Here is a 20,833-nt window from a genome sequence, read left to right on the forward strand (position 1 = left end):
CGCCCCGCGAGGGGCACTCTGGGGGAGACCCCACCGGTGACCCCGAGGCGGTGACATGCGCATGGCGGCCAAGAGCTCGTGCGACTGGCGGTTCGACTCCGGTCGGCCCTGCCTCGACCTGGTGGCGACCGGGGTCGGGACCACCGGCGCATGCGAACTGCTCGACTGCGCCGAGCGGTTGGCCGACTGGCTGCTCGCCGCCGGACTCGTACCGAACGGCACGCGCCTCGACGCCGTGGACGAGAGCTGGGTGGTGCGCTTCCGGCAGCTGCGGACCGGCGTCGAACGGCTGTTGACGGCCGAACTCGGCGGCAGTGGCGCCGGGAGCGCCCTGGACCGGGTCAACGCGCTCGCCGCCGAGGCGCCACCGGGCCTGCGGGCCGTGCGCGGCAGGGGCGGCAAGCTGGTACGGACACTGAGCACCGATCCCGAGTGCGGGGCGCTGCTGGCCGCCGTGGCCCGTGACGCCGTCGAACTCCTCACCGACCCCGTGGCCCGCGCCGGACTGCGCCGCTGCGAGGCGGACAACTGCCGCCGCCTCTACCTGGACACCTCGCGCGGCCGACGGCGCCGCTGGTGCTCCGGCGAGGTCTGCGGGAACCGTGAGCGGGTGGCCCGGCACCGGCGCCGGGCGGCGGCCGTGGCGGTGCCGGACGCGGCCGTCCCGCAAGGAAACCCGAGCCGGGTCTGAACGGATCGCGGCCCGGCCCCGTATTCGATGACCTAGGAGCTCCACAGGGTCTCGACCGGGAGGTTCGGGTGCGCAAGGATGCGGCCGTGGCCGATGATCGTCCGCACAGGGCTCGGCACCGTGGCGGGCAGACACAGTCACCGCCGCCGCAGCCCTCCGCGCCCGCGCCCGCGCCTTCGCCCTCGCCGCCTTCCGCCGTCCCGGACGAGGAGCTGATGCGGGCGCTCTACCGGGAGCACGCCGGGCCGCTGTTCGCGTACGTGCTCCGCCTGGTCGCCGGTGACCGGCAGCGCGCCGAGGACGTGGTGCAGGAGACGCTCATCCGCGCCTGGAAGAACGCCGGGCGGCTGGGCAACGCCACCGGGTCGGTCCGGCCCTGGCTGGTGACGGTCGCCCGGCGCATCGTCATCGACGGCCACCGCAGCAGGCAGGCCCGGCCGCCCGAGGTCGATCCGTCGCCGCTGGAGGCCGTCCCGGCGGAGGACGAGATGGAGAAGGCGCTGTGGCTGATGACCCTGTCCGAGGCGCTCGACGACCTGACCGCCGCGCACCGGGAAGCCCTGATCGAGACCTACTTCAAGGGCCGCACGGTCGGCGAGGCGGCCGAGGTGCTGGGCGTTCCGAGCGGGACGGTACGGTCGCGGGTCTTCTACGCGTTGCGCTCGATGAAGCTCGCGCTGGAGGAGAGGGGGATCACGGCATGAACGACGACCACGAGTGGGACGCCTTCGGACCCGGTCCGGCCGGGCCCGTCGGCCCCCGTGGCCCCGTCGGCCCCCGCAGCCCCTTCGGCCGCCGCAGCCCCGGTGGTCACGCGGGTGGTCACGCGGCCGACGCCGCCGGGCACGACGCCGCCGGCGCGTACCTCCTCGGTGTTCTCGACGACGCCGAGGCGTCCGCGTTCGAGGCGCACCTCGCCGACTGCGACCTGTGCGCCGCCCGGCTCGACGAGCTCGCCGACCTGGGGCCCGTGCTCGCGAGGGTCTCCGTCTCCCCGGGCGCACCCGCCGCCCGCTACGTACCCGGGCAGCCCGGCCCCCGCGTGCTGGAGCGACTGCTCGACGAGGTGAGCGCCGGGCGGGCCCGGCGCAGGCGCCGCTCCATGTGGCTGGTGGCGGCGGCGGTGGTGCTGATCATCGGCGGCCCGGTCGCCGTGGTCCTGGCGAGCGGCGACGACGGCCCGCCGGCACGGGCGGCCGAACCGTACCCGGCCGGCCCCACCAGCCCCACCGACCCCACCAGTCCTGCCAGTCCCGCCGGAGACTCCGCGGACTCCGGGGACGCCTCCGTCGACCGGATGCCGGAGAAGGTGCGGGCCACCGACCCCGTCACCCGGGTCGAAGCCACGATCGGCATGGCGGGGAAGCCCTGGGGCACCAGCACCGTGCTGGAGCTCAGGAACGTCAGGGGCCCGCAGAAATGCCGGCTGATCGCGGTGTCGAAGAGCGGCGAGGAGGAGGTCGTCACCTCCTGGTCCGTACCGGAATGGGGATATGGCATCGATGACTCCTCGTACCCGGGAGCGCGGTACCCGCTCCGTGTCTCCGGCGGCGCCGCCATGGGCCGGGGTGACATCGACCACTTCGAGGTGCGCACGTTCGACGGCAGGCGGCTGGTCGAGGTCGATGCCTGACCGAGATCCACGGCGGACCATTTCGAGACGCGCGGCAGATGCGCGGCGGGTCCCCCTTCGCATAAGGTTGACGGCTGCCCAATGCACGTCAGAAGGGGGCCTCGGTGGCCGCGCAGGATGCCGCTGTCGATTCGTTGCGGGACCGGGAAATCGGTGTCGAGCAGGAACATCTCGACCGTGTGTACCACCGCCTTGAGGAGAAGATCCACGAGGCGGAATTTCTCATGGATGACGCCGTCAAGCGCGGCCAGGTCGGTACGCCGGGGGCGCTCGCCGAGCGCGACGCCCAGGTGTTCCGGGCCGGAATCCACTTGAACCGGCTGAACAGCGAGTTCGAGGACTTCCTCTTCGGAAGGATCGACCTGCTGCTCGGCAAGGACGGCGTACGCGGTCCGGACGGCGCGTACACCTCCGTCGAACCGGCCGAGGACGCGGTGCGCGACGACCGGTCGGCCGATATCGCGGAGACGCTGCACATCGGCCGGATCGGGGTCCTCGACTCCGACTACGCGCCGCTGGTCATCGACTGGCGCGCGCCGGCCGCCGCGCCGTTCTACCGCTCGACGCCGAAGGAACCCGGCAGGGTCGTACGCCGCCGGGTCATCCGCTCCAAGGGCCGCAAGGTCCTCGGGGTCGAGGACGACCTGATGCGCCCCGAGCTGACCGCGTACCTGGACGGCGCCAAACTGCCCGTCATCGGCGACGGCGCCCTGATGGCGGCGCTCGGCCAGGCCCGCAGCCACACCATGCGCGACATCGTCTCCTCCATCCAGGCCGAACAGGACCTGGTGATCCGGGCCCCCGCCGCCTCGGTCACCGAGGTCTCCGGCGGTCCCGGCACCGGCAAGACGGCCGTCGCCCTGCACCGCGCCGCGTACCTCCTCTACCAGGACCGGCGGCGGTACGCGGGCGGCATCCTCGTCGTCTCGCCGACCCCGCTCCTGGTCGCGTACACCGAGGGCGTGCTGCCCTCGCTGGGCGAGGAGGGGCAGGTCGCGATCCGTGCCGTCGGCTCGCTCTCCGACGAGGCGGCCGGCGTCGAGGGCGCCACCACCTACGACGAACCCGCCGTCGCCCGGATCAAGGGCTCCTCCCGGATGCTCCAGGTGCTGCGCAGGGCGTCCCGGGGCGCGCTGGAACAGCCCGGCACCTCCCGCAAGGCGGCGGCGGACCGGGACGGCCAGCTGTCCTTCGGCGACGACGAGGCGGACGCGACCCCCACCACCCCCACCCGGCTGCGGGTCGTCGCGTTCGGCGCCCGCGTCGAGCTGAACGCCGACGAGCTCCACCGCATCCGGCAGTCCGTCCTCGGCGGCACCGCACCGGTCAACCTGCTGCGCCCGCGCGCCCGCAGACTGCTGCTGGACGCCCTGTGGAACAAGTCCTCGGGCCGGGGCCGCTACACCGACCCCGAGCTCGCCGCCGAACTGCGCTCCTCCTTCGACGAGGACGTCTCCACCGAGCCGGACTTCCTCGACTTCCTGAACGCCTGGTGGCCCGAACTCACCCCGCGCGGGGTGCTCGCGGCGATGGCCGACGAGAAGCGGCTCGGCCGCTGGGCCCGCCGGGTCCTCAACCAGGGCGAGGTGCGCCGTTTCGTCCGTTCCCTGAAGCGGCTCGACAGCGCGGGGAACGGGCCGCTGTCGGTCCACGACGTGGCCATCCTCGACGAGCTCCAGATGCTGCTGGGCACCCCGCACCGGCCGAAGAAGAAGCGCGAGCTCGACCCGCTGGACCAGCTCTCCGGCCTGGAGGAGCTGATGCCGCAGCGCGAGGAGACGCAGCGCGAGCGCGCCGAGCGGCTGGCGGCGGAGCGTACGGAGTACGCGCACGTCATCGTCGACGAGGCGCAGGACCTGACGCCCATGCAGTGGCGGATGGTCGGCCGCCGCGGCAGGCACGCCACCTGGACGATCGTCGGGGACCCGGCGCAGTCCTCCTGGTCCGACCCGGACGAGGCCGCCCGCGCGCGCGACGAGGCGCTCGGCAACCGGCCGCGCCGCCGCTTCACCCTCACGGTCAACTACCGCAACCCGGCGGAGATCGCCGAGCTGGCCTCGAAGGTCCTGGCGCTGGCGATGCCCGGGATGGAGTCCCCGTCCGCGGTCCGCTCCACCGGTGTGAAGCCGCGCTTCGAGACGGTACGGGACGGCGACCTGGCCGCCTCCGTGCGCGAGGAGGCGCGGCGGCTGCTCGGCGAGGTCGACGGCACGGTGGGCGTGGTCGTCGCGATGAACCGCAGGGCCCAGGCCCGCGCCTGGCTCGCCGAGCTCGGCGAGCGGGTGGTGGCGCTGGGCAGCCTGGAGGCGAAGGGCCTGGAGTACGACGCCACGGTGGTCGTCTCGCCCGCGGAGATCGCGGACGAGTCCCCGGCGGGCCTGCGGGTGCTGTACGTGGCGCTGACGCGTGCGACGCAGCAGCTCACGGTGGTCTCGGGGGAGCGGGACCTGCCCGACGAGGACGGCGTCCCGGACCTGCTGAGGGACTGATCGCCTGTTTTCCGGGTCAACCTGTGCCACGGGGAATCACTTCTTCGGGGTCTTTGTTAGCCTGGTGTCGGCACCGGCTCGATCCAAGCCCCCGGGCCCAACCTTCGTCGCTACGAGCGACCACTTGCCGCGAGGCGAGCATGGCGGGTCGGTGCCGCTTGACCCGTAAGACAGACCCGCGTCACCTCCTGGTGGCGCGGGTCTGTTCTTGTTTCAGGGCCTGCCCCGCGGCCTCCAGGCCCGCACCGCAGTCTCTCCGGGGCCTGAACCGCGGATTCCGGGGCTTCCACCGGAGTTCTGCGGCTTCCGCTGGGAATCCGGGGCTTCCGCTGGAGCCCTCATATCTCGTATGGTGGAAATTACTTTCCGAAGAGTGGCAGTCATTACCGGCTACCGGCTAGTAGGTGCGACGATCGGGAAGCGTGTCCGAGGCGAGCGTCCCGGTCGCGCGGTAAAGAAGCTAGGGAAAGCGAAGGACTCGGCCATGGCAACGGCGCCCAGCGTCTCGTACTCGATGACGGTCAGGCTGGAGGTGCCCGCGAGCGGCACAGCGGTCTCCCAGCTCACCACGGCCGTGGAGTCCTCCGGCGGTTCGGTCACCGGCCTCGACGTGACCGCTTCCGGTCACGAGAAGCTCCGGATCGACGTCACCATCGCGGCCACCTCCACCTCGCACGCCGACGAGATCGTCGAGGGCCTGCGGGGCATCGAGGGCGTCGTCCTCGGCAAGGTCTCCGACCGTACGTTCCTGATGCACCTCGGCGGCAAGATCGAGATGGCGTCCAAGCACCCCATCCGCAACCGTGACGACCTCTCGATGATCTACACCCCGGGCGTGGCCCGGGTCTGCATGGCGATCGCCGAGAACCCCGAGGACGCCCGCCGCCTCACCATCAAGCGCAACACCGTTGCGGTCGTGACGGACGGCTCCGCCGTGCTCGGCCTCGGCAACATCGGCCCGATGGCCGCCATGCCGGTCATGGAGGGCAAGGCGGCCCTCTTCAAGCGGTTCGCCGACATCGACGCCTGGCCGATCTGCCTGGACACCCAGGACACCGACGCCATCGTCGAGATCGTCAAGGCGATCGCCCCCGGCTTCGCGGGCATCAACCTGGAGGACATCTCCGCACCCCGCTGCTTCGAGATCGAGGCCCGGCTGCGCGAGGCCCTGGACATCCCGGTCTTCCACGACGACCAGCACGGCACCGCGATCGTCGTGCTGGCCGCGCTGACCAACGCACTTCGCGTGGTGGGCAAGGGAATCGGGGACGTACGGGTCGTCATGTCCGGCGCCGGAGCGGCCGGTACGGCCATCCTGAAGCTCCTCATCGCCGCGGGCGTCAAGCACGCCGTCGTCGCCGACATCCACGGCGTGGTGCACGCCGGCCGCGAGGACCTCGTCTCCGCCGACGCCGACTCGCCGCTGCGCTGGATCGCCGACAACACCAACCCGGAGTCCGTCACCGGCACCCTCAAGCAGGCCGTCGTGGACGCCGACGTCTTCATCGGCGTCTCCGCCCCGAACGTGCTGGACGGCGACGACGTCGCGGCCATGGCCGAGGGTGCGATCGTGTTCGCGCTCGCGAACCCGGACCCCGAGGTGGACCCGGCAATCGCTCGCCAGACCGCCGCAGTTGTCGCCACCGGCCGCTCCGACTTCCCGAACCAGATCAACAACGTGCTGGTCTTCCCGGGTGTCTTCCGCGGTCTGCTGGACGCCCAGTCCCGCACCGTCAACACGGAGATGATGCTCGCCGCGGCGGGCGCCCTCGCCGACGTGGTCGCCGAGGACGAGCTGAACGCGAACTACATCATCCCGTCGGTCTTCAACGACCGGGTCGCGGGCGCGGTCGCCGGTGCCGTCCGGGAGGCCGCGAAGGCGGCCGCCGGCGTGGCCCCGGGCAACCTCGTCTGACCCGGATCCGCCCGCACGCCCCGGCACGACCCCTGTTGTCGCCGTGCGCGCCCGCGGCGCCCCGCGCCGGTCCGGCCCACGTCGGTCCGGCCTACGGCGCGTCGCGGGTCGCGACGCCCCAAACGCCCCTTTAGGGTGGGCGGGCGGCGCGTCCCGCCCGCCAGGGGTTACGGGGCAGCCCTGAGCCCCGCATCCACTGCGGAACGCTTTCGGGGAGTCGACGGAACGTCACCACGAGGAGGCGGTGGCGCTTTTCGTGTGACTCCGGAGGGTGCCGGATTGGCGTTACCGCCGCAGGTGGGGGCAGGATGCGTAATCGGGCGCGAGGGTCTGACGACAGACCCGGGTCCGGGGACTGTCCGAGGGCCCTGGCAGCATCGGCTTCGATCTCACGCCTCACAGGCAAGAAGAACACGGGAGTAACAACATGAACCGCAGTGAGCTGGTGGCCGCCCTGGCCGACCGCGCCGAGGTGACTCGCAAGGACGCCGACGCCGTGCTGGCCGCCCTCGCCGAGACCGTCGGTGAGATCGTCGCCAAGGGCGACGAGAAGGTCACCATCCCCGGCTTCCTGACCTTCGAGCGCACCCACCGTGCCGCTCGCACCGCTCGTAACCCGCAGACCGGCGACCCGATCAACATCCCGGCCGGCTACAGCGTGAAGGTCTCCGCGGGCTCCAAGCTCAAGGAAGCCGCCAAGGGCAAGTAAGCCCCACAGGCGCGACGAAGGGCGGTCACCCCACCAGGGTGACCGCCCTTCGGTGTACCGGCCTGAGAGGCCCCGTTCTGTGCCTCTGCGGGCCGGAAACGGAGAACGGGGGCCCGGGGCAGTGCCCCGAACCCCCGTCAGTAGCCGTCCGGCGCCCGGTCATGGACCGGCGCGCGGCCCGGTCTCAGACCAGCGCCCCGCCCGGCAGCTCGACCTTCGCGCCCAGCTTCTCCAGCTTGTCCATGAAGTTCTCGTAGCCGCGGTTGATCAGGTCGATGCCGTGCACCCGCGAGGTGCCCTGCGCCGCCAGCGCGGCGATCAGGTACGAGAAACCGCCGCGCAGGTCCGGGATGACCAGGTCCGCTCCCTGCAGCCGGGTCGGCCCGGACACGACCGCCGAGTGCAGGAAGTTGCGCTGGCCGAAGCGGCAGTCGGAGCCGCCCAGGCACTCGCGGTAGAGCTGGATGTGCGCGCCCATCTGGTTCAGCGCCGAGGTGAAGCCGAGCCGCGACTCGTACACCGTCTCGTGGACGATGGACAGACCCGTGGCCTGCGTCAGGGCCACCACCAGCGGCTGCTGCCAGTCGGTCTGGAAACCGGGGTGCACGTCCGTCTCCAGGGCGATGGCGTTCAGTGCGCCGCCCGGGTGCCAGAAGCGGATGCCCTCGTCGTCGATCTCGAAGGCGCCGCCGACCCGGCGGAAGGTGTTGAGGAACGTCATCATCGAGCGCTGCTGTGCGCCCCGTACGTAGATGTTGCCCTCGGTGGCCAGCGCCGCGGACGCCCAGGAGGCCGCCTCCAGGCGGTCCGGGATGGCCCGGTGGGTATAACCGTCCAGCCGGTCGACACCGGTGATCCGGATCGTCCGGTCGGTGTCCATCGAGATGATCGCGCCCATCTTCTGCAGTACGCAGATGAGGTCCTCGATCTCCGGCTCCACGGCCGCGTTGGACAGTTCGGTGACGCCCTCGGCGAGCACCGCCGTCAACAGCACCTGTTCGGTGGAGCCCACCGACGGGTACGGCAGCCGGATCTTCGTGCCGCGCAGCCGCTGCGGGGCCTCCAGGTACTGCCCGTCCGCCCGCTTCTCGATGGTCGCGCCGAACTGCCGCAGCACGTCGAAGTGGAAGTCGATCGGCCGGCCGCCGATGTCGCACCCGCCGAGCCCGGGGATGAACGCGTGGCCGAGCCGGTGCAGCAGCGGGCCGCAGAAGAGGATCGGGATGCGCGAGGAGCCCGCGTGCGCGTCGATGTCGGCGACGTTGGCGCTCTCCACATGCGTCGGGTCCAGGATCAGCTCACCCGGTTCGTCGCCGGGCCGGACCGTCACCCCGTGCAGCTGGAGCAGCCCCCGGACCACCCGCACGTCGCGGATGTCGGGCACGTTCCGCAGCCGGCTGGGCCCGCTGCCGAGCAGCGCGGCGACCATCGCCTTCGGCACCAGGTTCTTGGCGCCTCTGACGCGGATCTCGCCCTCCAGCGGGGTTCCGCCGTGGACAAGCAGGACATCGTCTGTGCCGGTCATGAATCTCGCGTTCCGGAGTGGTCGGGCAGGGGGCCAAACGAAAGAGTAATGGCCTACTACCCCCATTCCGTAAGACAACCGGGGGTGTACGAACGTCATGAATCCGCCACAACACGCTCTGCTCCCCGCCTCTTGCGGAGGGTTACCGTCCGCAAGGCCCTCCGGATTGCGCGCCTCCCGTGCATCCGTGCGCCCTGAGCTGCGCTCCGGCCCGGCCGGTGACCGGGCGGCCCACTTGGTCCCCGCGGCGGGCGAAGATGCGGGATCATTTCTGCCATGACCGAGGTGTCCTCGCTCACAGGGCGACTGCTCGTGGCCACACCCGCGCTCGCGGACCCGAATTTCGACCGCGCGGTGGTGCTCCTCCTCGACCACGACGACGAGGGGTCGCTCGGCGTGGTCCTGAACCGCCCGACCCCGGTCGGCGTCGGTGACATCCTCACGCCCTGGGCCGGCCTGACCGGCGAGCCGGACGTCGTCTTCCAGGGCGGCCCGGTCTCGCTCGACTCGGCGCTCGGCGTGGCCGTGATCCCCGGCGACGAGGGCCCGCTCGGCTGGCGCCGGGTGTACGGGGCGATCGGGCTGGTGGACCTGGAGGCGCCGCCGGAGCTGCTGGCCGCGGCGCTCGGCTCGCTGCGGATCTTCGCCGGGTACGCGGGCTGGGGCCCCGGACAGCTGGAGACCGAACTGACCGAGGGCGCCTGGTACGTGGTCGAGTCCGAACCCGGGGACGTCTCCTCCCCGCGCCCGGAGCACCTCTGGCGCGCGGTCCTGCGCCGCCAGCGCAGCGAACTGGCGATGATCGCCACGTATCCGGACGACCCTTCGCTGAACTGAAGCTCCGGGCGGTCGGTACCCTTGGCGGTTATGAGCACTCTTGAGCCCGAGCGCGGGGCAGGTACCGGAACCCTCGTGGAACCGACGCCGCAGGTGTCGAACGGCGACGGCGACCACGAGCGCTACGCCCATTACGTCCAGAAGGACAAGATCATGGCGAGTGCCCTGGAGGGCACCCCCGTGGTCGCACTGTGCGGGAAGGTCTGGGTGCCGGGGCGCGACCCCAAGAAGTACCCGGTCTGTCCGATGTGCAAGGAGATCTACGAGTCCATGGGCGCCGGCGGCGACAAGGACAAGGGCAAGGGCGGCAAGGACAAGAAGTAGCGAGAAGCGGGCCGGAGCCGTCCGGCGACCTCCGCTTCGGGCCCCCGGGGCGCGCGTTCGACACGCGCCCCGGGGGCCCTTTGTGTCCGCGTGTCCGCGCGTCCCCGGGGGGCCTTCGCATTGCACGGGCTGCTTCGCCGGGCCCCTTCGCGTTGCACGGACTGCTTCGTCGGGTCACAGAGTGGTAGAGACCACTTGTCGGCGTCCGCGTGCGCACCTACTCTCCTGCCAGTTGTGCACAACGAAACGCTCGTTGCGTATGCTGCAACGTCAACCGGTAGGGGTTCCCGGATGAAGCTGTCTGCCCGAATTGCCGCCCCGGTCGCGGCCCTTGTGCTGGCGGGTCTCACCGCCACCGCATGCGCGCCGCAGACCTCCGACACCGGAGCCAAGGGGGACGAGAAGACCGGCACGCTGCGTGTCTGGCTCTTCCAGGAAGTCGGCAACAAGCCCAAGGAGCAGGTCGTCGACGCGGCGGTCGCCGACTTCGAGAAGGCCCACAAGGACGCGGAGGTCGAGATCGAGTACATACCGGTCGACACCCGCGCCCAGCGCATCAAGGCGGCGTTCAACGACCCCAAGAGCGCCCCGGACCTCATCGAGTACGGCAACACCGACACCGCCGGATACGTCAAGGACGGCGGACTCGCCGATGTGAGCGCCGAGTTCGCGGCCTGGGACGAGGCCAAGGACACCGACCCGACGGCCAAGCAGTCCGTGACGGTGGACGGCAGGATCTACGGCGCCCCGCTCTTCGCCGGCGCACGGGCGCTGTACTACCGCACGGACGTCTTCAAGGAACTGGGGATCGACGCCCCCAGGACCCAGGCCGAACTGATCTCCACCGCGAAGAAGATCCACAAGAAGAAGCCCGACCTGTACGGGCTCGCGGTCGGCGGCGCGTACACCTACGGCGCGATGCCCTTCATCTGGGCGGCCGGCGGCGAACTCGCCGACGAGAGCGGCGGAACGTACAAGGCGGCCATCAACAGCGACAAGGCCCGCACGGGCATCGAGGCCTACACCTCGCTCTTCGGCGACGACAACTGCCCGGCCGCCAAGTGCGCGGTCATGGGCGGCAACGCGACCGTCACCGCCTTCGCCTCCGGCAAGGCCGCCATGGCGATCGGCGGCGACTTCAGCCACGCGGCCGTCGAGGCGGGTTCGGTGAAGGGCAAGTACGCGGTGGTGCCGCTGCCCGGCGTCGCCGAGGGCTCCGTCGCCCCCGCGTTCGCGGGCGGGAACAACATCGGCGTGCTGAAGAGCAGCCCGCACCGCACGCTCGCCGTGGACCTGATGAAGTCCCTGACCGGCAAGCAGACGCAGGCCAAGTTGTTCGACGCGATGGGCTTCCTGCCGACCTACACCGACGTACGGGACGCGGCCGCGAAGAAGGAACCGTTCGTCGAGCCGTTCGTCAAGACGCTCGGCGCGGGCGCCAAGTTCGTCCCGGCCTCGCCGGGCTGGGGCCAGATCGACTCCTCGCTGGTCCTGCCGACGATGTTCCAGGAGATCGTCAGCGGCCGCAAGGACGTCGCGAAGGCCGCGGACGACGCGGCGAAAAAGATGGACGCGGCGTTCGCCGACGCGGGCTGACCATGACCGCGAACAGTACGGCGTACAAAGCGCCCGGCGCGCCCGGAGCGGGTGGTACCTCCGCCCGCCCGCTCCGGCGGCGCCGCCCGGCCCCGTCCGCGCGCCGCCCCGGCTGGACCCCCTGGCTCTACCTCCTGCCCGCACTCGTCCTGCTCGGCGGGCTGCTCGTCTACCCGATCTACCAACTCGGCCTGATCTCCTTCCTGGAGTACACCCAGGCCCAGGTCAGTGGCGGTGAACCGACCACCTTCCAGGGCTTCGGGAACTACGCGACGCTGTTCGGCGACGGCCAGTTCTGGCAGGTGCTGCTGGCGACCGTGGTCTTCGCCGCCACCTGCGTACTGGCCACCCTGCTCGTCGGCTGCGCGCTCGCCGTCCTGCTGACCCGCGTCCGGGCCCTGCCGCGGCTCGCCCTGATGATGGCCGCGCTCGGCGCCTGGGCGACCCCGGCGATCACCGGGTCCACCGTCTGGGTGTTCCTCTTCGACCCCGACTTCGGACCGGTCAACAAGGTCCTGGGGCTCGGCGACTTCTCCTGGATGTACGGGCGCTACAGCGCCTTCGCGCTGGTGCTCCTCGAAGTCCTGTGGTGCTCGTTCCCGTTCGTCATGGTGACCGTGTACGCGGGCATCCGGGCGATCCCCACCGAGGTGCTGGAGGCGGCCGCGCTGGACGGTGCCTCGCAGTGGCGGATCTGGCGGTCGGTCATGGCCCCGATGCTGCGGCCGATCCTCGTCGTCGTCACCATCCAGTCGATCATCTGGGACTTCAAGGTCTTCACCCAGATCTACGTCATGACGGGCGGCGGCGGCATCGCCGGCCAGAACCTGGTGCTCAACGTGTACGCGTACCAGAAGGCGTTCGCGTCCTCGCAGTACAGCCTCGGCTCCGCGATCGGCGTCTTGATGCTGGTGATCCTGCTGGCCGTCACGCTGGTCCATCTGCGCCTGGTGCGGCGCCAGGGGGAGGAACTGTGAGCGCACGGACCATGCTGCGCGTCCGCCGGCCCGGCCGGCTGGCCGCCGAGGCGGCGACCCTGCTGATAGCCGTCGCGGTCGCCTTCCCGCTCTACTGGATGGTGCTTTCCGCGCTCAAACCGGCCGGCGAGATCCAGTCCACCGACCCCCGCCCGTGGACGCTGGCGCCGTCCCTGGACTCGTTCCGCCGGGTCTTCGAACAGAACGACTTCGGGCGGTACTTCCTCAACAGCCTGCTCGTCGCCGGCACGGTCGTCATCGCTTCCGCGCTGATCGCCTTCCTGGCGGCGACGGCCGTGACCCGGTTCAAGTTCCGCTTCCGGACCACGCTGCTGATCATGTTCCTGGTCGCGCAGATGGTGCCGGTCGAGGCGCTGACCATCCCGCTGTTCTTCCTGATGCGGGACTTCGGCCAGCTGAACACGCTCGGCTCGCTGATCCTGCCGCACCTCGCCTTCTCGCTGCCGTTCGCGATCTGGATGCTGCGCGGCTTCGTCAAGGCCGTCCCGGAGGCTCTGGAGGAGGCCGCGTACATCGACGGCGCGAGCCGCAGCCGCTTCCTGTGGCAGATCCTCTTCCCGCTGGTCTTCCCCGGCCTGGTGGCGACCAGCGTCTTCTCGTTCATCTCCACCTGGAACGACTTCCTGTTCGCGAAGTCGTTCATCATCAGCGACACCTCCCAGTCGACGCTCCCCATGGCGCTGCTGGTCTTCTTCAAACCCGATGAGAACGACTGGGGAGGGATCATGGCCGCCTCGACGGTGATGACCGTTCCCGTACTGGTCTTCTTCGTACTCGTACAGCGCCGCCTGGTCTCGGGACTCGGCGGAGCGGTAAAGGACTGACGCCATGGACACCGGCACCGACAACGACACGAACCCGGCCCCGGCACCCGCGGACATCGTCCCGGCACCCGTGCGCGCCGGTGGTGAAGGGCGCTGCGGCTTCCTGTTCGACCCGTCCACCACCATCACGGCGGCCCCCGGCACGGAGAACACCGAACGCTGGCTGCGCACCACGCTGGGCGCCGCCTTCGGTCTGCCGCTCGCCCCGCGGCCGGCCGCCGAGGGCGACGAGCACGCCACGAACACCGTCCGGCTGGGCATCGACCCGGCACTGGAACCGGAGGGCTACCGGCTGAGCACCAAGTCCGGCACGAGCGTCGAGATCACCGGCGGCAGCCCCGCCGGGGTCTTCTGGGGTGCGCAGACCCTCCGTCAGCTCCTGGGCCCCGAGGCATTCCGCCGCGCCCCCATCGCCCCCGGCACCCGGCGCGCGATCCCCTTCGCGGACATCGAGGACAGCCCCCGCTTCCCCTGGCGCGGAATGATGCTCGACGTGGCACGGCACTTCCTGCCCAAGGACGACGTGCTGCGCTACCTCGACCTCCTTGCCGCGCACAAGCTGAACGTCTTCCACTTCCACCTCACCGACGACCAGGGCTGGCGCATCGAGATCAAGCGCTACCCCCGGCTCACCGAGGTCGGCTCCTGGCGCTCCCGCACGAAGCACGGCCACCGGGCGTCGGAGCTGTGGGACGAGACCCCGCACGGCGGCTACTACACGCAGGACGACATCCGCGAGATCGTCGCGTACGCCGCCGAGCGGCACATCCGAGTCGTCCCCGAGATCGACATTCCCGGCCACTCGCAGGCCGCCATCGCCGCCTACCCCGAACTGGGCAACACCGACGTCGCCGACACCACCGCCCTGTCCGTCTGGGACACCTGGGGCGTCAACGCGAACGTACTCGCCCCCACCGACAACACCCTGCGCTTCTTCGAAGGAGTCCTCGAAGAGGTCCTCGACCTCTTCCCCGCCGCCACCTCGCCGTTCATCCACATCGGCGGCGACGAATGCCCCAAGGAGCAGTGGAAGGACTCGCCGGCCGCCCAGGCCCGGATCGAGGAATTCGGCCTGGCCAACGAGGACGAGCTGCAGTCCTGGATCATCCGGCACTTCGACACCTGGCTCACCGCGCGCGGACGCCGGCTGATCGGCTGGGACGAGATCCTGGAGGGCGGCCTCCCGGCGGGCGCCGCCGTGTCGTCCTGGCGGGGGTACGGCGGAGGCATCGCCGCCGCCGAGGCCGGCCACGACGTCGTCATGTGCCCCGAGCAGCACGTGTACCTGGACCACCGTCAGGCGGGCGGCCCCGAAGAGCCGATGCCCATCGGCTTCGTCCGCACCCTGGAGGACGTCTACCGCTTCGAGCCCGTACCGGCGGGCCTCTCCGAGGAAGCGGCCCGTCACATCCTGGGCACCCAGGCCAATGTCTGGACCGAGGTGATGCAGAACCGGGCCCGCGTCGACTACCAGGTCTTCCCGCGCCTCGCGGCGTTCGCGGAGGTCGCCTGGTCGCCGCTGCCCGCCCCCGCCGAGCGGGACTTCGCCGGCTTCGAGAGCCGGATGACCACGCACTACGCCCGGCTCGACGCCCTCGGCGTCGACTACCGGCCGCCGAGCGGCCCGTTGCCCCGGCAGCAGCGCCCCGGCGTGCTGGGCCGGCCCATCGACGGGGTGCCCCCGAACGTGTGATCCCGGCCGTACCCGGTCTCCGGCCGGCCCGCTCCGAGAGGGCGGGCCGGCCGCGTTTTTTTGTCCGGAACCAGCCCTGTCGGAACGGGACGCGGCAACGAAGCGCCAGAACGGAACAATCAGTCATGAGCCGTGCCGAAGAGCTGCAATTCACACTCTGCGTCGAAGCGGGGTGAAACGGGAACATTCCCCTGATCAAGGATGGATACGCCCTTCGCGGACCCTCGCGTCGGACCGATCCGAAGATGTGCCAGAGTTGCCACGTCCAGGCCTTGAGCACGTACCGTACGGCGAAACAGCCGGACAGCCGGGACACCGGGAAGGGGCAGCTGGGTTGACCACGCACGCACCGCAGGCGACGCAGTCCGTGACGCTGCCGGCCTCGCTCGACGAGGCCGTGGCGGCGCTCGGCGCCATGCCCGCCGCCGTTCCCGTGGCGGGCGGCACAGACCTGATGGCGGCCGTCAACAAGGGGCTGCTGCGCCCCTCGGGCCTGGTCGGCCTCGGCCGGATCAGCGAGCTGCGCGGCTGGCACTACCAGGACGGCCACGCCCTGCTCGGCGCCGGCCTCACCCACGCACGTATGGGGCGGCCCGACTTCGCGGCCCTGATCCCCGCACTGGCCGCGTCGGCGCGCGCCGCCGGCCCGCCCCAGATCCGTAACGCCGGAACGCTCGGCGGCAACATCGCCACCGCGGCCCCGACCGGCGACGCCCTGCCGGTGCTCGCCGCGCTGGAGGCCGAGCTGGTCATCGCGGGTCCGGGCGGCGCCCGGCGCGAGATCCCCGTCTCGCACCTGCTGGCCGGCCGCGACATGCTCGAACCCGCCGAGCTCATCGGCTTCGTCCGGGTGCCGCTGCTGCACGCCCCCCAGGTCTTCCTGAAGGCCACCGGCCGCACCGGTCCCGGCCGCGCCACCGCGTCCGTCGCGATCGTCCTCGACCCGGCCCGGCGCGGGGTGCGCTGCGCGGTCGGCGCCATCGCGCCGATGCCGCTGCGGCCGCTGGAGGCCGAACGCTGGATCGCCTCACTGATCGACTGGGACGGCGAACGGGGCCTGGCCCCCGACGCGCTGGCCGCCTTCGGCGAGTACGTCGCCGCGGCCTGCATCCCGGACCAGGAACCACCCGCCGACGGGGGAGAGGCACAGCCACTGCCCCCCGCCGTACTGCACCTGCGGCGGACCGTCGCCGCGCTGGCCCGACGCGCGCTGGGGAGGGCACTGTCGTGAGCAACGAGGACCGCAACGAGCAGCACGGGCAGCAGGAGCACCTGCAGCACGGGAGCTGGCAGCCGACGCCGCAGGGCGGCGAGTACGACGCCGACGCGACCGCCTTCGTCCACCTGCCGCCGGAGGACCTGGCGAACATCCCGCTGGCCGCCCCCGGCCACGGCTACGTACCGCCGATGATCGTGCCGCTGACCCCCGCGGCCGGGCTCGACCCGTCGGCCACGGGCAGCTGGGTCGTGCAGACGCAGAGCCAGCAGGAGCGCGGTACGGGGGCGGAGCAGCAGGCCCCCGAGACGGTGCAGTGGCCGGACCCGAACCATCAGCAGGGCCCGTACGACTACGAGTACGAGTACCCGCAGCAGGCTCCCCAGGTCCCGCAGGCCCCGCAGGCCCCTCAGCTCCCGCACGATCCCTATGCGCAGGGGCAGCAGTACCAGCAGGGCCCGGCGGCCACGGGCCAGTGGAACTTCACCGAGTCCGCGGAGTTCGGTGTCCACACGGGCCAGGCCGGCCAGGCGGGGCTCGCCGATCACGTCGGCCACCCCGGTCAGCACGTCGACCACACCGGTCAGCACGTCGACCACACCAGTCAGCACGGCGACAGCACCGGCCACACGGGCCACGCCGGCCACTCAGGCCACACGGGCCAGTGGACGATTCCGGTCGCCGACGGTGATCTCCCGGAGGAGTCCGGCGAGTTCGCGGCCTCGGCCCTGGCCGCCCAGTGGTACGGGGACCGGACCCCGCCGGCCACGCTGCCGGGCGGTGCGCCCGCGCCGTGGGCGACGCAGGAGCCGGCCCCGGAGCCCGTTCGCGAGGAGCCCGCGGCCGAACTCGCGGCGGAGCCCGCACTCCTCGCGGACATGGAGCCGGAGCACGCGCCGGAAGCCGAGTTCGAGCAGCAGCAGCCTTCGTCGGTCGAGGCGTCGTCCGTGACGTACGAGGACGTCCTGCGCGCTCCCGAGGCGGCTGTCCCGGGCCCGGAGGCAGCCGTGGAGACGGAGGCCGCCCCCCTCGAAACCGCTACAGAAACGGTCCCGGAAGCCGTCCCGGAAGCCGCCCCTGACGCAGTCCTCGATACTGCTTCCGTCCCCGACACGGGCGACGTCGCCGCCGCCGAGCCGCCGGCGGAGGCCGCGCCCGAGGACCCGGAGCAGGCAGCGGCCCCGGAGGCCGCACAGGCCGGGGCGACCGCCCCCGAATCACCCCCGCAGGAACCGCAGCCGGTCGATTCCCAGCCGGTCGATTCCCAGTCGGTCGATTCTCAACCGGTGGATTCCCAGCCGGTCGACCCCGCCCCGCTCGGCGTTCCCGACGACCGCCCGGCCGCCTCCTACGTCCTGCACGTGAACGGCGCCGACCGCCCCGTCACCGACGCCTGGATCGGCGAGTCGCTCCTCTACGTGCTGCGCGAGCGCCTCGGCCTCGCCGGCGCCAAGGACGGCTGCTCGCAGGGCGAGTGCGGCGCGTGCAACGTCCAGGTCGACGGCAGACTGGTCGCCTCCTGCCTGGTCCCCGCGGCCACCGCGGCCGGCAGCGAGGTCCGTACGGTCGAGGGCCTCGCCGTGGACGGCGAGCCGTCCGACGTCCAGCGCGCCCTCGCCAAGTGCGGCGCCGTCCAGTGCGGCTTCTGCATCCCCGGCATGGCCATGACCGTCCACGATCTGCTGGAGGGCAACCACGCCCCCAGCGAGCTGGAGACGCGCCAGGCGCTCTGCGGAAACCTCTGCCGCTGTTCCGGCTACCGCGGTGTCCTCGACGCCGTCAACGAGGTCATCGCCGGCCGCGAGGCCGAGGCAGCCACCGGCACCGATCCCGCCTCGTCGGACTCCACGTCCCCGGAGCCCGACGAGGCCCGCATCCCGCACCAGGCGGCCCCCGGCGCCGGTAGTGTCCAGTCGCACCCGCAGGACGGAGGCATGGCGTGAGCAACGACGCAGCCACCGCTGCCAACGCGACCAGCACACGGATCACCACCCAGACGGGCACCGCCCCGGCGGCCGAGGGCCCCGACACCGAGCCGCCCGTACTCGGCCTCGGCGTTTCGCTGCCGCCCGCAGACGCGCGCGCCAAGACCGAGGGCACCTTCCCGTACGCCGCCGACCTCTGGGCCGAGGGCCTGCTCTGGGCGGCCGTCCTGCGCTCACCGCACCCGCACGCCCGCATCCTGTCCATCGACACCTCGGCCGCCGTCGAGATGGCGGGGGTACAGGCCGTCATCACGCACGAGGACATCCCGGGCGAGACCGCGTACGGGCGCCGGATCGTCGACCGTCCGGTCTTCGCGTCCGACCTGGTCCGCCACCACGGCGAGCCGATCGCCGCGGTCGCCGCGGACCACCCCGACACGGCCAGGCTCGCCGCCGCGGCCATCGCCGTCCAGTACGAGGTCCTCGACCCGGTCACCGACCCGGAGAAGGCCTTCGCCGCCGAACCGCTGCACCCCGACGGCAACCTGATCCGCCACATCCCGCTGCGCTACGGAGACCCCGACGTCAACGGCGAGGTCGTCGTCGAGGGCCTGTACCGCATCGGCCGCCAGGACCCGGCTCCCGTCGGCGCCGAGGCCGGGCTCGCCGTGCCGCGCCCCGACGGCGGCGTGGAGATCTACACCGCCTCCACCGACCCGCACACCGACCGCGATCTCGCCGCCGCCTGCTTCGGCCTCGAACCGGAGCGGGTGAAGGTCGTCGTCACGGGCGTCCCCGGCGCGACCGGCGACCGCGAGGAGCCCGGCTTCCAGCTCCCGCTCGGCCTGCTCGCCCTGCGCACCGGCTGCCCGGTGAAGCTGACCGCCACCCGCGAGGAGTCCTTCCTCGGCCACTCCCACCGGCACCCGACGCTGCTGCGCTACCGCCACCACGCGGACTCCGACGGCCGACTGGTGAAGGTCGAGGCGCAGATCCTGCTCGACGCGGGTCCCTACGCCGAGTCCTCGTCCGAGTCGCTGGCCGCCGCGGTCGCGTTCGCCTGCGGCCCGTATGTCGTCCCGCACGCGTTCATCGAGGGCTGGGCGGTCCGTACGAACAACCCGCCGTCGGGCCATGTCCGGGGCGAGGGCGCGATGCAGGTCTGCGCCGCGTACGAGGGCCAGATGGACAAGCTGGCTGCCAAGCTCGGCATCGACCCGGTCGAACTGCGCCTGCGCAACGCCCTGTCCACCGGCGACATCCTGCCCACCGGCCAGACGGTGACCTGCCCCGCACCCGTCGCCGAACTCCTCACCTCCGTACGGGACTTCGCCCTCCCCGCGCTCCCCAAGGACGACCCGGAGGACGACTGGCTGCTTCCTGGCGGCCCCGAGGGCGCGGGCGAACCCGGTGCGGTGCGCCGCGGGGTCGGCTACGCGCTCGGCATGGTCCACATGCTCGGCGCGGAGGGCGCCGACGAGGTCTCCACGGCCACGGTCAGGGTCCACGACGGCATCGCCACGGTCATCTGCGCGGCGGTCGAGACAGGACAGGGGTTCTCGACCCTCGCTCGCCAGGTCGTCCAGGAGACCCTGGGCATCGAAGAGGTCCACGTGGCCTCCGTCGACACCGACCAGCCCCCGGCCGGCCCGGCGACGCACGGCCGCCACACCTGGGTCTCGGCCGGGGCGGTGGAACGCGCCGCCAAGATGGTCCGCACCCAGCTCCTCCAGCCCCTGGCCCACAAGTTCGGCATGTCCACGGAGCTGCTGCAGATCGCCGACGGCAAGATCACCTCGTACGACGGTGTGCTGTCCACGACGGTCACCGAAGCCATGGACGGCAAGGAACTCTGGGCCACCGCCCAGTGCCGCCCCCACCCGACCGAACCCCTCGACGAATCCGGCCAGGGCGACGCCTTCGTCGGCCTCGCCTTCTGCGCGATCCGCGCGGTGGTGGACGTCGACATCGAACTCGGCTCCGTCCGGGTCGTGGAGATGGCGGTCGCCCAGGACGTCGGCCGGGTCCTCAACCCGTCCCAGCTCGCGACCCGCATCGAGGCCGGCATCACGCAGGGCATCGGCGCCGCCCTCACCGAGAACCTCCGCAGCGCCCGGGGCCTGATCCGCCACCCCGACCTCACCGGCTACACCCTCCCGACCGCCCTGGACGCCCCCGAGATCCGCATCGTCAAACTCATCGAGGAACGAGACGTGGTGGCCCCCTTCGGCGCCAAGCCCGCCTCGGCGGTCCCCGTGGTGACGTCCCCGGCAGCAGTGGCCGCAGCCGTACGCGCCGCCACCGGCCGCCCGATAAACCGCCTCCCCATCAGACCCCAGGCAGCGGTGGCGGCCCCCAACTCCTGAACCCCGCAGGGACGGTGCGCTCCGGGTCGCCGGGGCAACCCGGAGAGGGCACCGGCCGCGGACACGGACTGCGCCGGTGCCGAGGGCCCGGC

General features: G+C 71.8%; 16 protein-coding genes. 15 read left to right on the forward strand and 1 reads right to left on the reverse strand.

Features of this window, described 5'->3' with window-relative positions:
* Positions 1 to 61 precede the first annotated feature (61 nt).
* From ACFYY1_RS00135 to ACFYY1_RS00160, 6 genes are all read left to right on the forward strand, one after another.
* Positions 62 to 691, forward strand: coding sequence for a CGNR zinc finger domain-containing protein (locus ACFYY1_RS00135; protein WP_388578708.1), 630 nt, complete (start codon positions 62 to 64; stop codon positions 689 to 691).
* A 68-nt stretch (positions 692 to 759) separates the two neighbouring features.
* Positions 760 to 1,395 (forward strand): sigma-70 family RNA polymerase sigma factor, encoded by a 636-nt coding sequence (locus tag ACFYY1_RS00140; RefSeq protein ID WP_388578711.1) that lies wholly within the window; start codon positions 760 to 762, stop codon positions 1,393 to 1,395.
* Entirely contained in the window at positions 1,392 to 2,324 is a 933-nt protein-coding gene (locus tag ACFYY1_RS00145; protein ID WP_388578713.1) for an anti-sigma factor family protein, read from the forward strand. Before ACFYY1_RS00140 ends, ACFYY1_RS00145 begins: the two co-directional genes overlap by 4 nt.
* A 104-nt stretch (positions 2,325 to 2,428) precedes the next feature.
* Positions 2,429 to 4,813, forward strand: a complete 2,385-nt coding sequence (locus ACFYY1_RS00150; RefSeq protein WP_388578716.1) for a HelD family protein — start codon at positions 2,429 to 2,431, stop codon at positions 4,811 to 4,813.
* 484 nt (positions 4,814 to 5,297) lie between these two features.
* On the forward strand, positions 5,298 to 6,728 hold the full coding sequence (locus ACFYY1_RS00155; RefSeq protein ID WP_388578719.1) for an NAD-dependent malic enzyme: 1,431 nt from the start codon (positions 5,298 to 5,300) through the stop codon (positions 6,726 to 6,728).
* A 427-nt stretch (positions 6,729 to 7,155) separates the two neighbouring features.
* The gene (locus tag ACFYY1_RS00160; RefSeq protein ID WP_003968811.1) at positions 7,156 to 7,437 is read left to right on the forward strand and encodes an HU family DNA-binding protein; all 282 of its coding nucleotides are present in this window, start codon (positions 7,156 to 7,158) and stop codon (positions 7,435 to 7,437) included.
* A 184-nt stretch (positions 7,438 to 7,621) separates the two neighbouring features.
* On the opposite strand, the gene murA is transcribed toward ACFYY1_RS00160, so the two are convergent.
* Entirely contained in the window at positions 7,622 to 8,962 is a 1,341-nt protein-coding gene (gene murA, locus ACFYY1_RS00165) for a UDP-N-acetylglucosamine 1-carboxyvinyltransferase (protein WP_124723249.1), read from the reverse strand.
* 276 nt (positions 8,963 to 9,238) lie between these two features.
* On the opposite strand from murA, the gene ACFYY1_RS00170 reads away from it, so the two are divergent.
* The 9 genes from ACFYY1_RS00170 to ACFYY1_RS00210 all read left to right on the forward strand — a co-directional run bounded on the left by ACFYY1_RS00170 (position 9,239) and on the right by ACFYY1_RS00210 (position 20,741).
* Positions 9,239 to 9,799 carry a YqgE/AlgH family protein gene (locus tag ACFYY1_RS00170; RefSeq protein ID WP_388578722.1) on the forward strand — a complete coding sequence of 187 codons (561 nt, stop codon included), beginning with the start codon at positions 9,239 to 9,241 and terminating at the stop codon, positions 9,797 to 9,799.
* 30 nt (positions 9,800 to 9,829) lie between these two features.
* The gene (locus tag ACFYY1_RS00175; protein ID WP_072484142.1) at positions 9,830 to 10,123 is read left to right on the forward strand and encodes a DUF3039 domain-containing protein; all 294 of its coding nucleotides are present in this window, start codon (positions 9,830 to 9,832) and stop codon (positions 10,121 to 10,123) included.
* Between the two features lie 291 nt (positions 10,124 to 10,414).
* Positions 10,415 to 11,719, forward strand: coding sequence for an extracellular solute-binding protein (locus tag ACFYY1_RS00180; RefSeq protein WP_388578725.1), 1,305 nt, complete (start codon positions 10,415 to 10,417; stop codon positions 11,717 to 11,719).
* 2 nt (positions 11,720 to 11,721) lie between these two features.
* Positions 11,722 to 12,696 (forward strand): carbohydrate ABC transporter permease, encoded by a 975-nt coding sequence (locus ACFYY1_RS00185; RefSeq protein ID WP_388578727.1) that lies wholly within the window; start codon positions 11,722 to 11,724, stop codon positions 12,694 to 12,696.
* Complete coding sequence (locus ACFYY1_RS00190; protein ID WP_388578730.1) at positions 12,693 to 13,541, forward strand: carbohydrate ABC transporter permease; 849 nt, start codon at positions 12,693 to 12,695, stop codon at positions 13,539 to 13,541. The genes ACFYY1_RS00185 and ACFYY1_RS00190 overlap by 4 nt, the downstream gene beginning before the upstream one ends.
* Positions 13,542 to 13,545: 4 nt before the next feature.
* Positions 13,546 to 15,234 carry a beta-N-acetylhexosaminidase gene (locus ACFYY1_RS00195; RefSeq protein WP_388578732.1) on the forward strand — a complete coding sequence of 563 codons (1,689 nt, stop codon included), beginning with the start codon at positions 13,546 to 13,548 and terminating at the stop codon, positions 15,232 to 15,234.
* A gap of 334 nt (positions 15,235 to 15,568) precedes the next feature.
* Positions 15,569 to 16,465 carry an FAD binding domain-containing protein gene (locus ACFYY1_RS00200; RefSeq protein WP_351257121.1) on the forward strand — a complete coding sequence of 299 codons (897 nt, stop codon included), beginning with the start codon at positions 15,569 to 15,571 and terminating at the stop codon, positions 16,463 to 16,465.
* On the forward strand, positions 16,462 to 18,393 hold the full coding sequence (locus ACFYY1_RS00205; protein WP_388578734.1) for a 2Fe-2S iron-sulfur cluster-binding protein: 1,932 nt from the start codon (positions 16,462 to 16,464) through the stop codon (positions 18,391 to 18,393). The genes ACFYY1_RS00200 and ACFYY1_RS00205 overlap by 4 nt, the downstream gene beginning before the upstream one ends.
* Complete coding sequence (locus ACFYY1_RS00210) at positions 18,390 to 20,741, forward strand: xanthine dehydrogenase family protein molybdopterin-binding subunit (RefSeq protein ID WP_388578737.1); 2,352 nt, start codon at positions 18,390 to 18,392, stop codon at positions 20,739 to 20,741. The genes ACFYY1_RS00205 and ACFYY1_RS00210 overlap by 4 nt, the downstream gene beginning before the upstream one ends.
* Positions 20,742 to 20,833 lie beyond the last annotated feature (92 nt).

The organism is Streptomyces sp. NPDC001890, assembly GCF_042891445.1.
Taxonomy (GTDB): Bacteria; Actinomycetota; Actinomycetes; order Streptomycetales; family Streptomycetaceae; genus Streptomyces.

Excerpts from the sequence above, each read along its gene's own strand:
- ACFYY1_RS00155 (WP_388578719.1), top strand. The coding sequence starts at position 5,298 with ATGGCAACGGCGCCCAGCGTCTCGTACTCGATGACGGTCAGGCTGGAG.
- ACFYY1_RS00195 (WP_388578732.1), top strand. The coding sequence starts at position 13,546 with ATGGACACCGGCACCGACAACGACACGAACCCGGCCCCGGCACCCGCG.
- ACFYY1_RS00145 (WP_388578713.1), top strand. The coding sequence starts at position 1,392 with ATGAACGACGACCACGAGTGGGACGCCTTCGGACCCGGTCCGGCCGGG.
- murA (WP_124723249.1), bottom strand. The coding sequence starts at position 8,962 with ATGACCGGCACAGACGATGTCCTGCTTGTCCACGGCGGAACCCCGCTG.
- ACFYY1_RS00135 (WP_388578708.1), top strand. The coding sequence starts at position 62 with ATGGCGGCCAAGAGCTCGTGCGACTGGCGGTTCGACTCCGGTCGGCCC.
- ACFYY1_RS00175 (WP_072484142.1), top strand. The coding sequence starts at position 9,830 with ATGAGCACTCTTGAGCCCGAGCGCGGGGCAGGTACCGGAACCCTCGTG.
- ACFYY1_RS00185 (WP_388578727.1), top strand. The coding sequence starts at position 11,722 with ATGACCGCGAACAGTACGGCGTACAAAGCGCCCGGCGCGCCCGGAGCG.
- ACFYY1_RS00160 (WP_003968811.1), top strand. The coding sequence starts at position 7,156 with ATGAACCGCAGTGAGCTGGTGGCCGCCCTGGCCGACCGCGCCGAGGTG.
- ACFYY1_RS00170 (WP_388578722.1), top strand. The coding sequence starts at position 9,239 with ATGACCGAGGTGTCCTCGCTCACAGGGCGACTGCTCGTGGCCACACCC.
- ACFYY1_RS00180 (WP_388578725.1), top strand. The coding sequence starts at position 10,415 with ATGAAGCTGTCTGCCCGAATTGCCGCCCCGGTCGCGGCCCTTGTGCTG.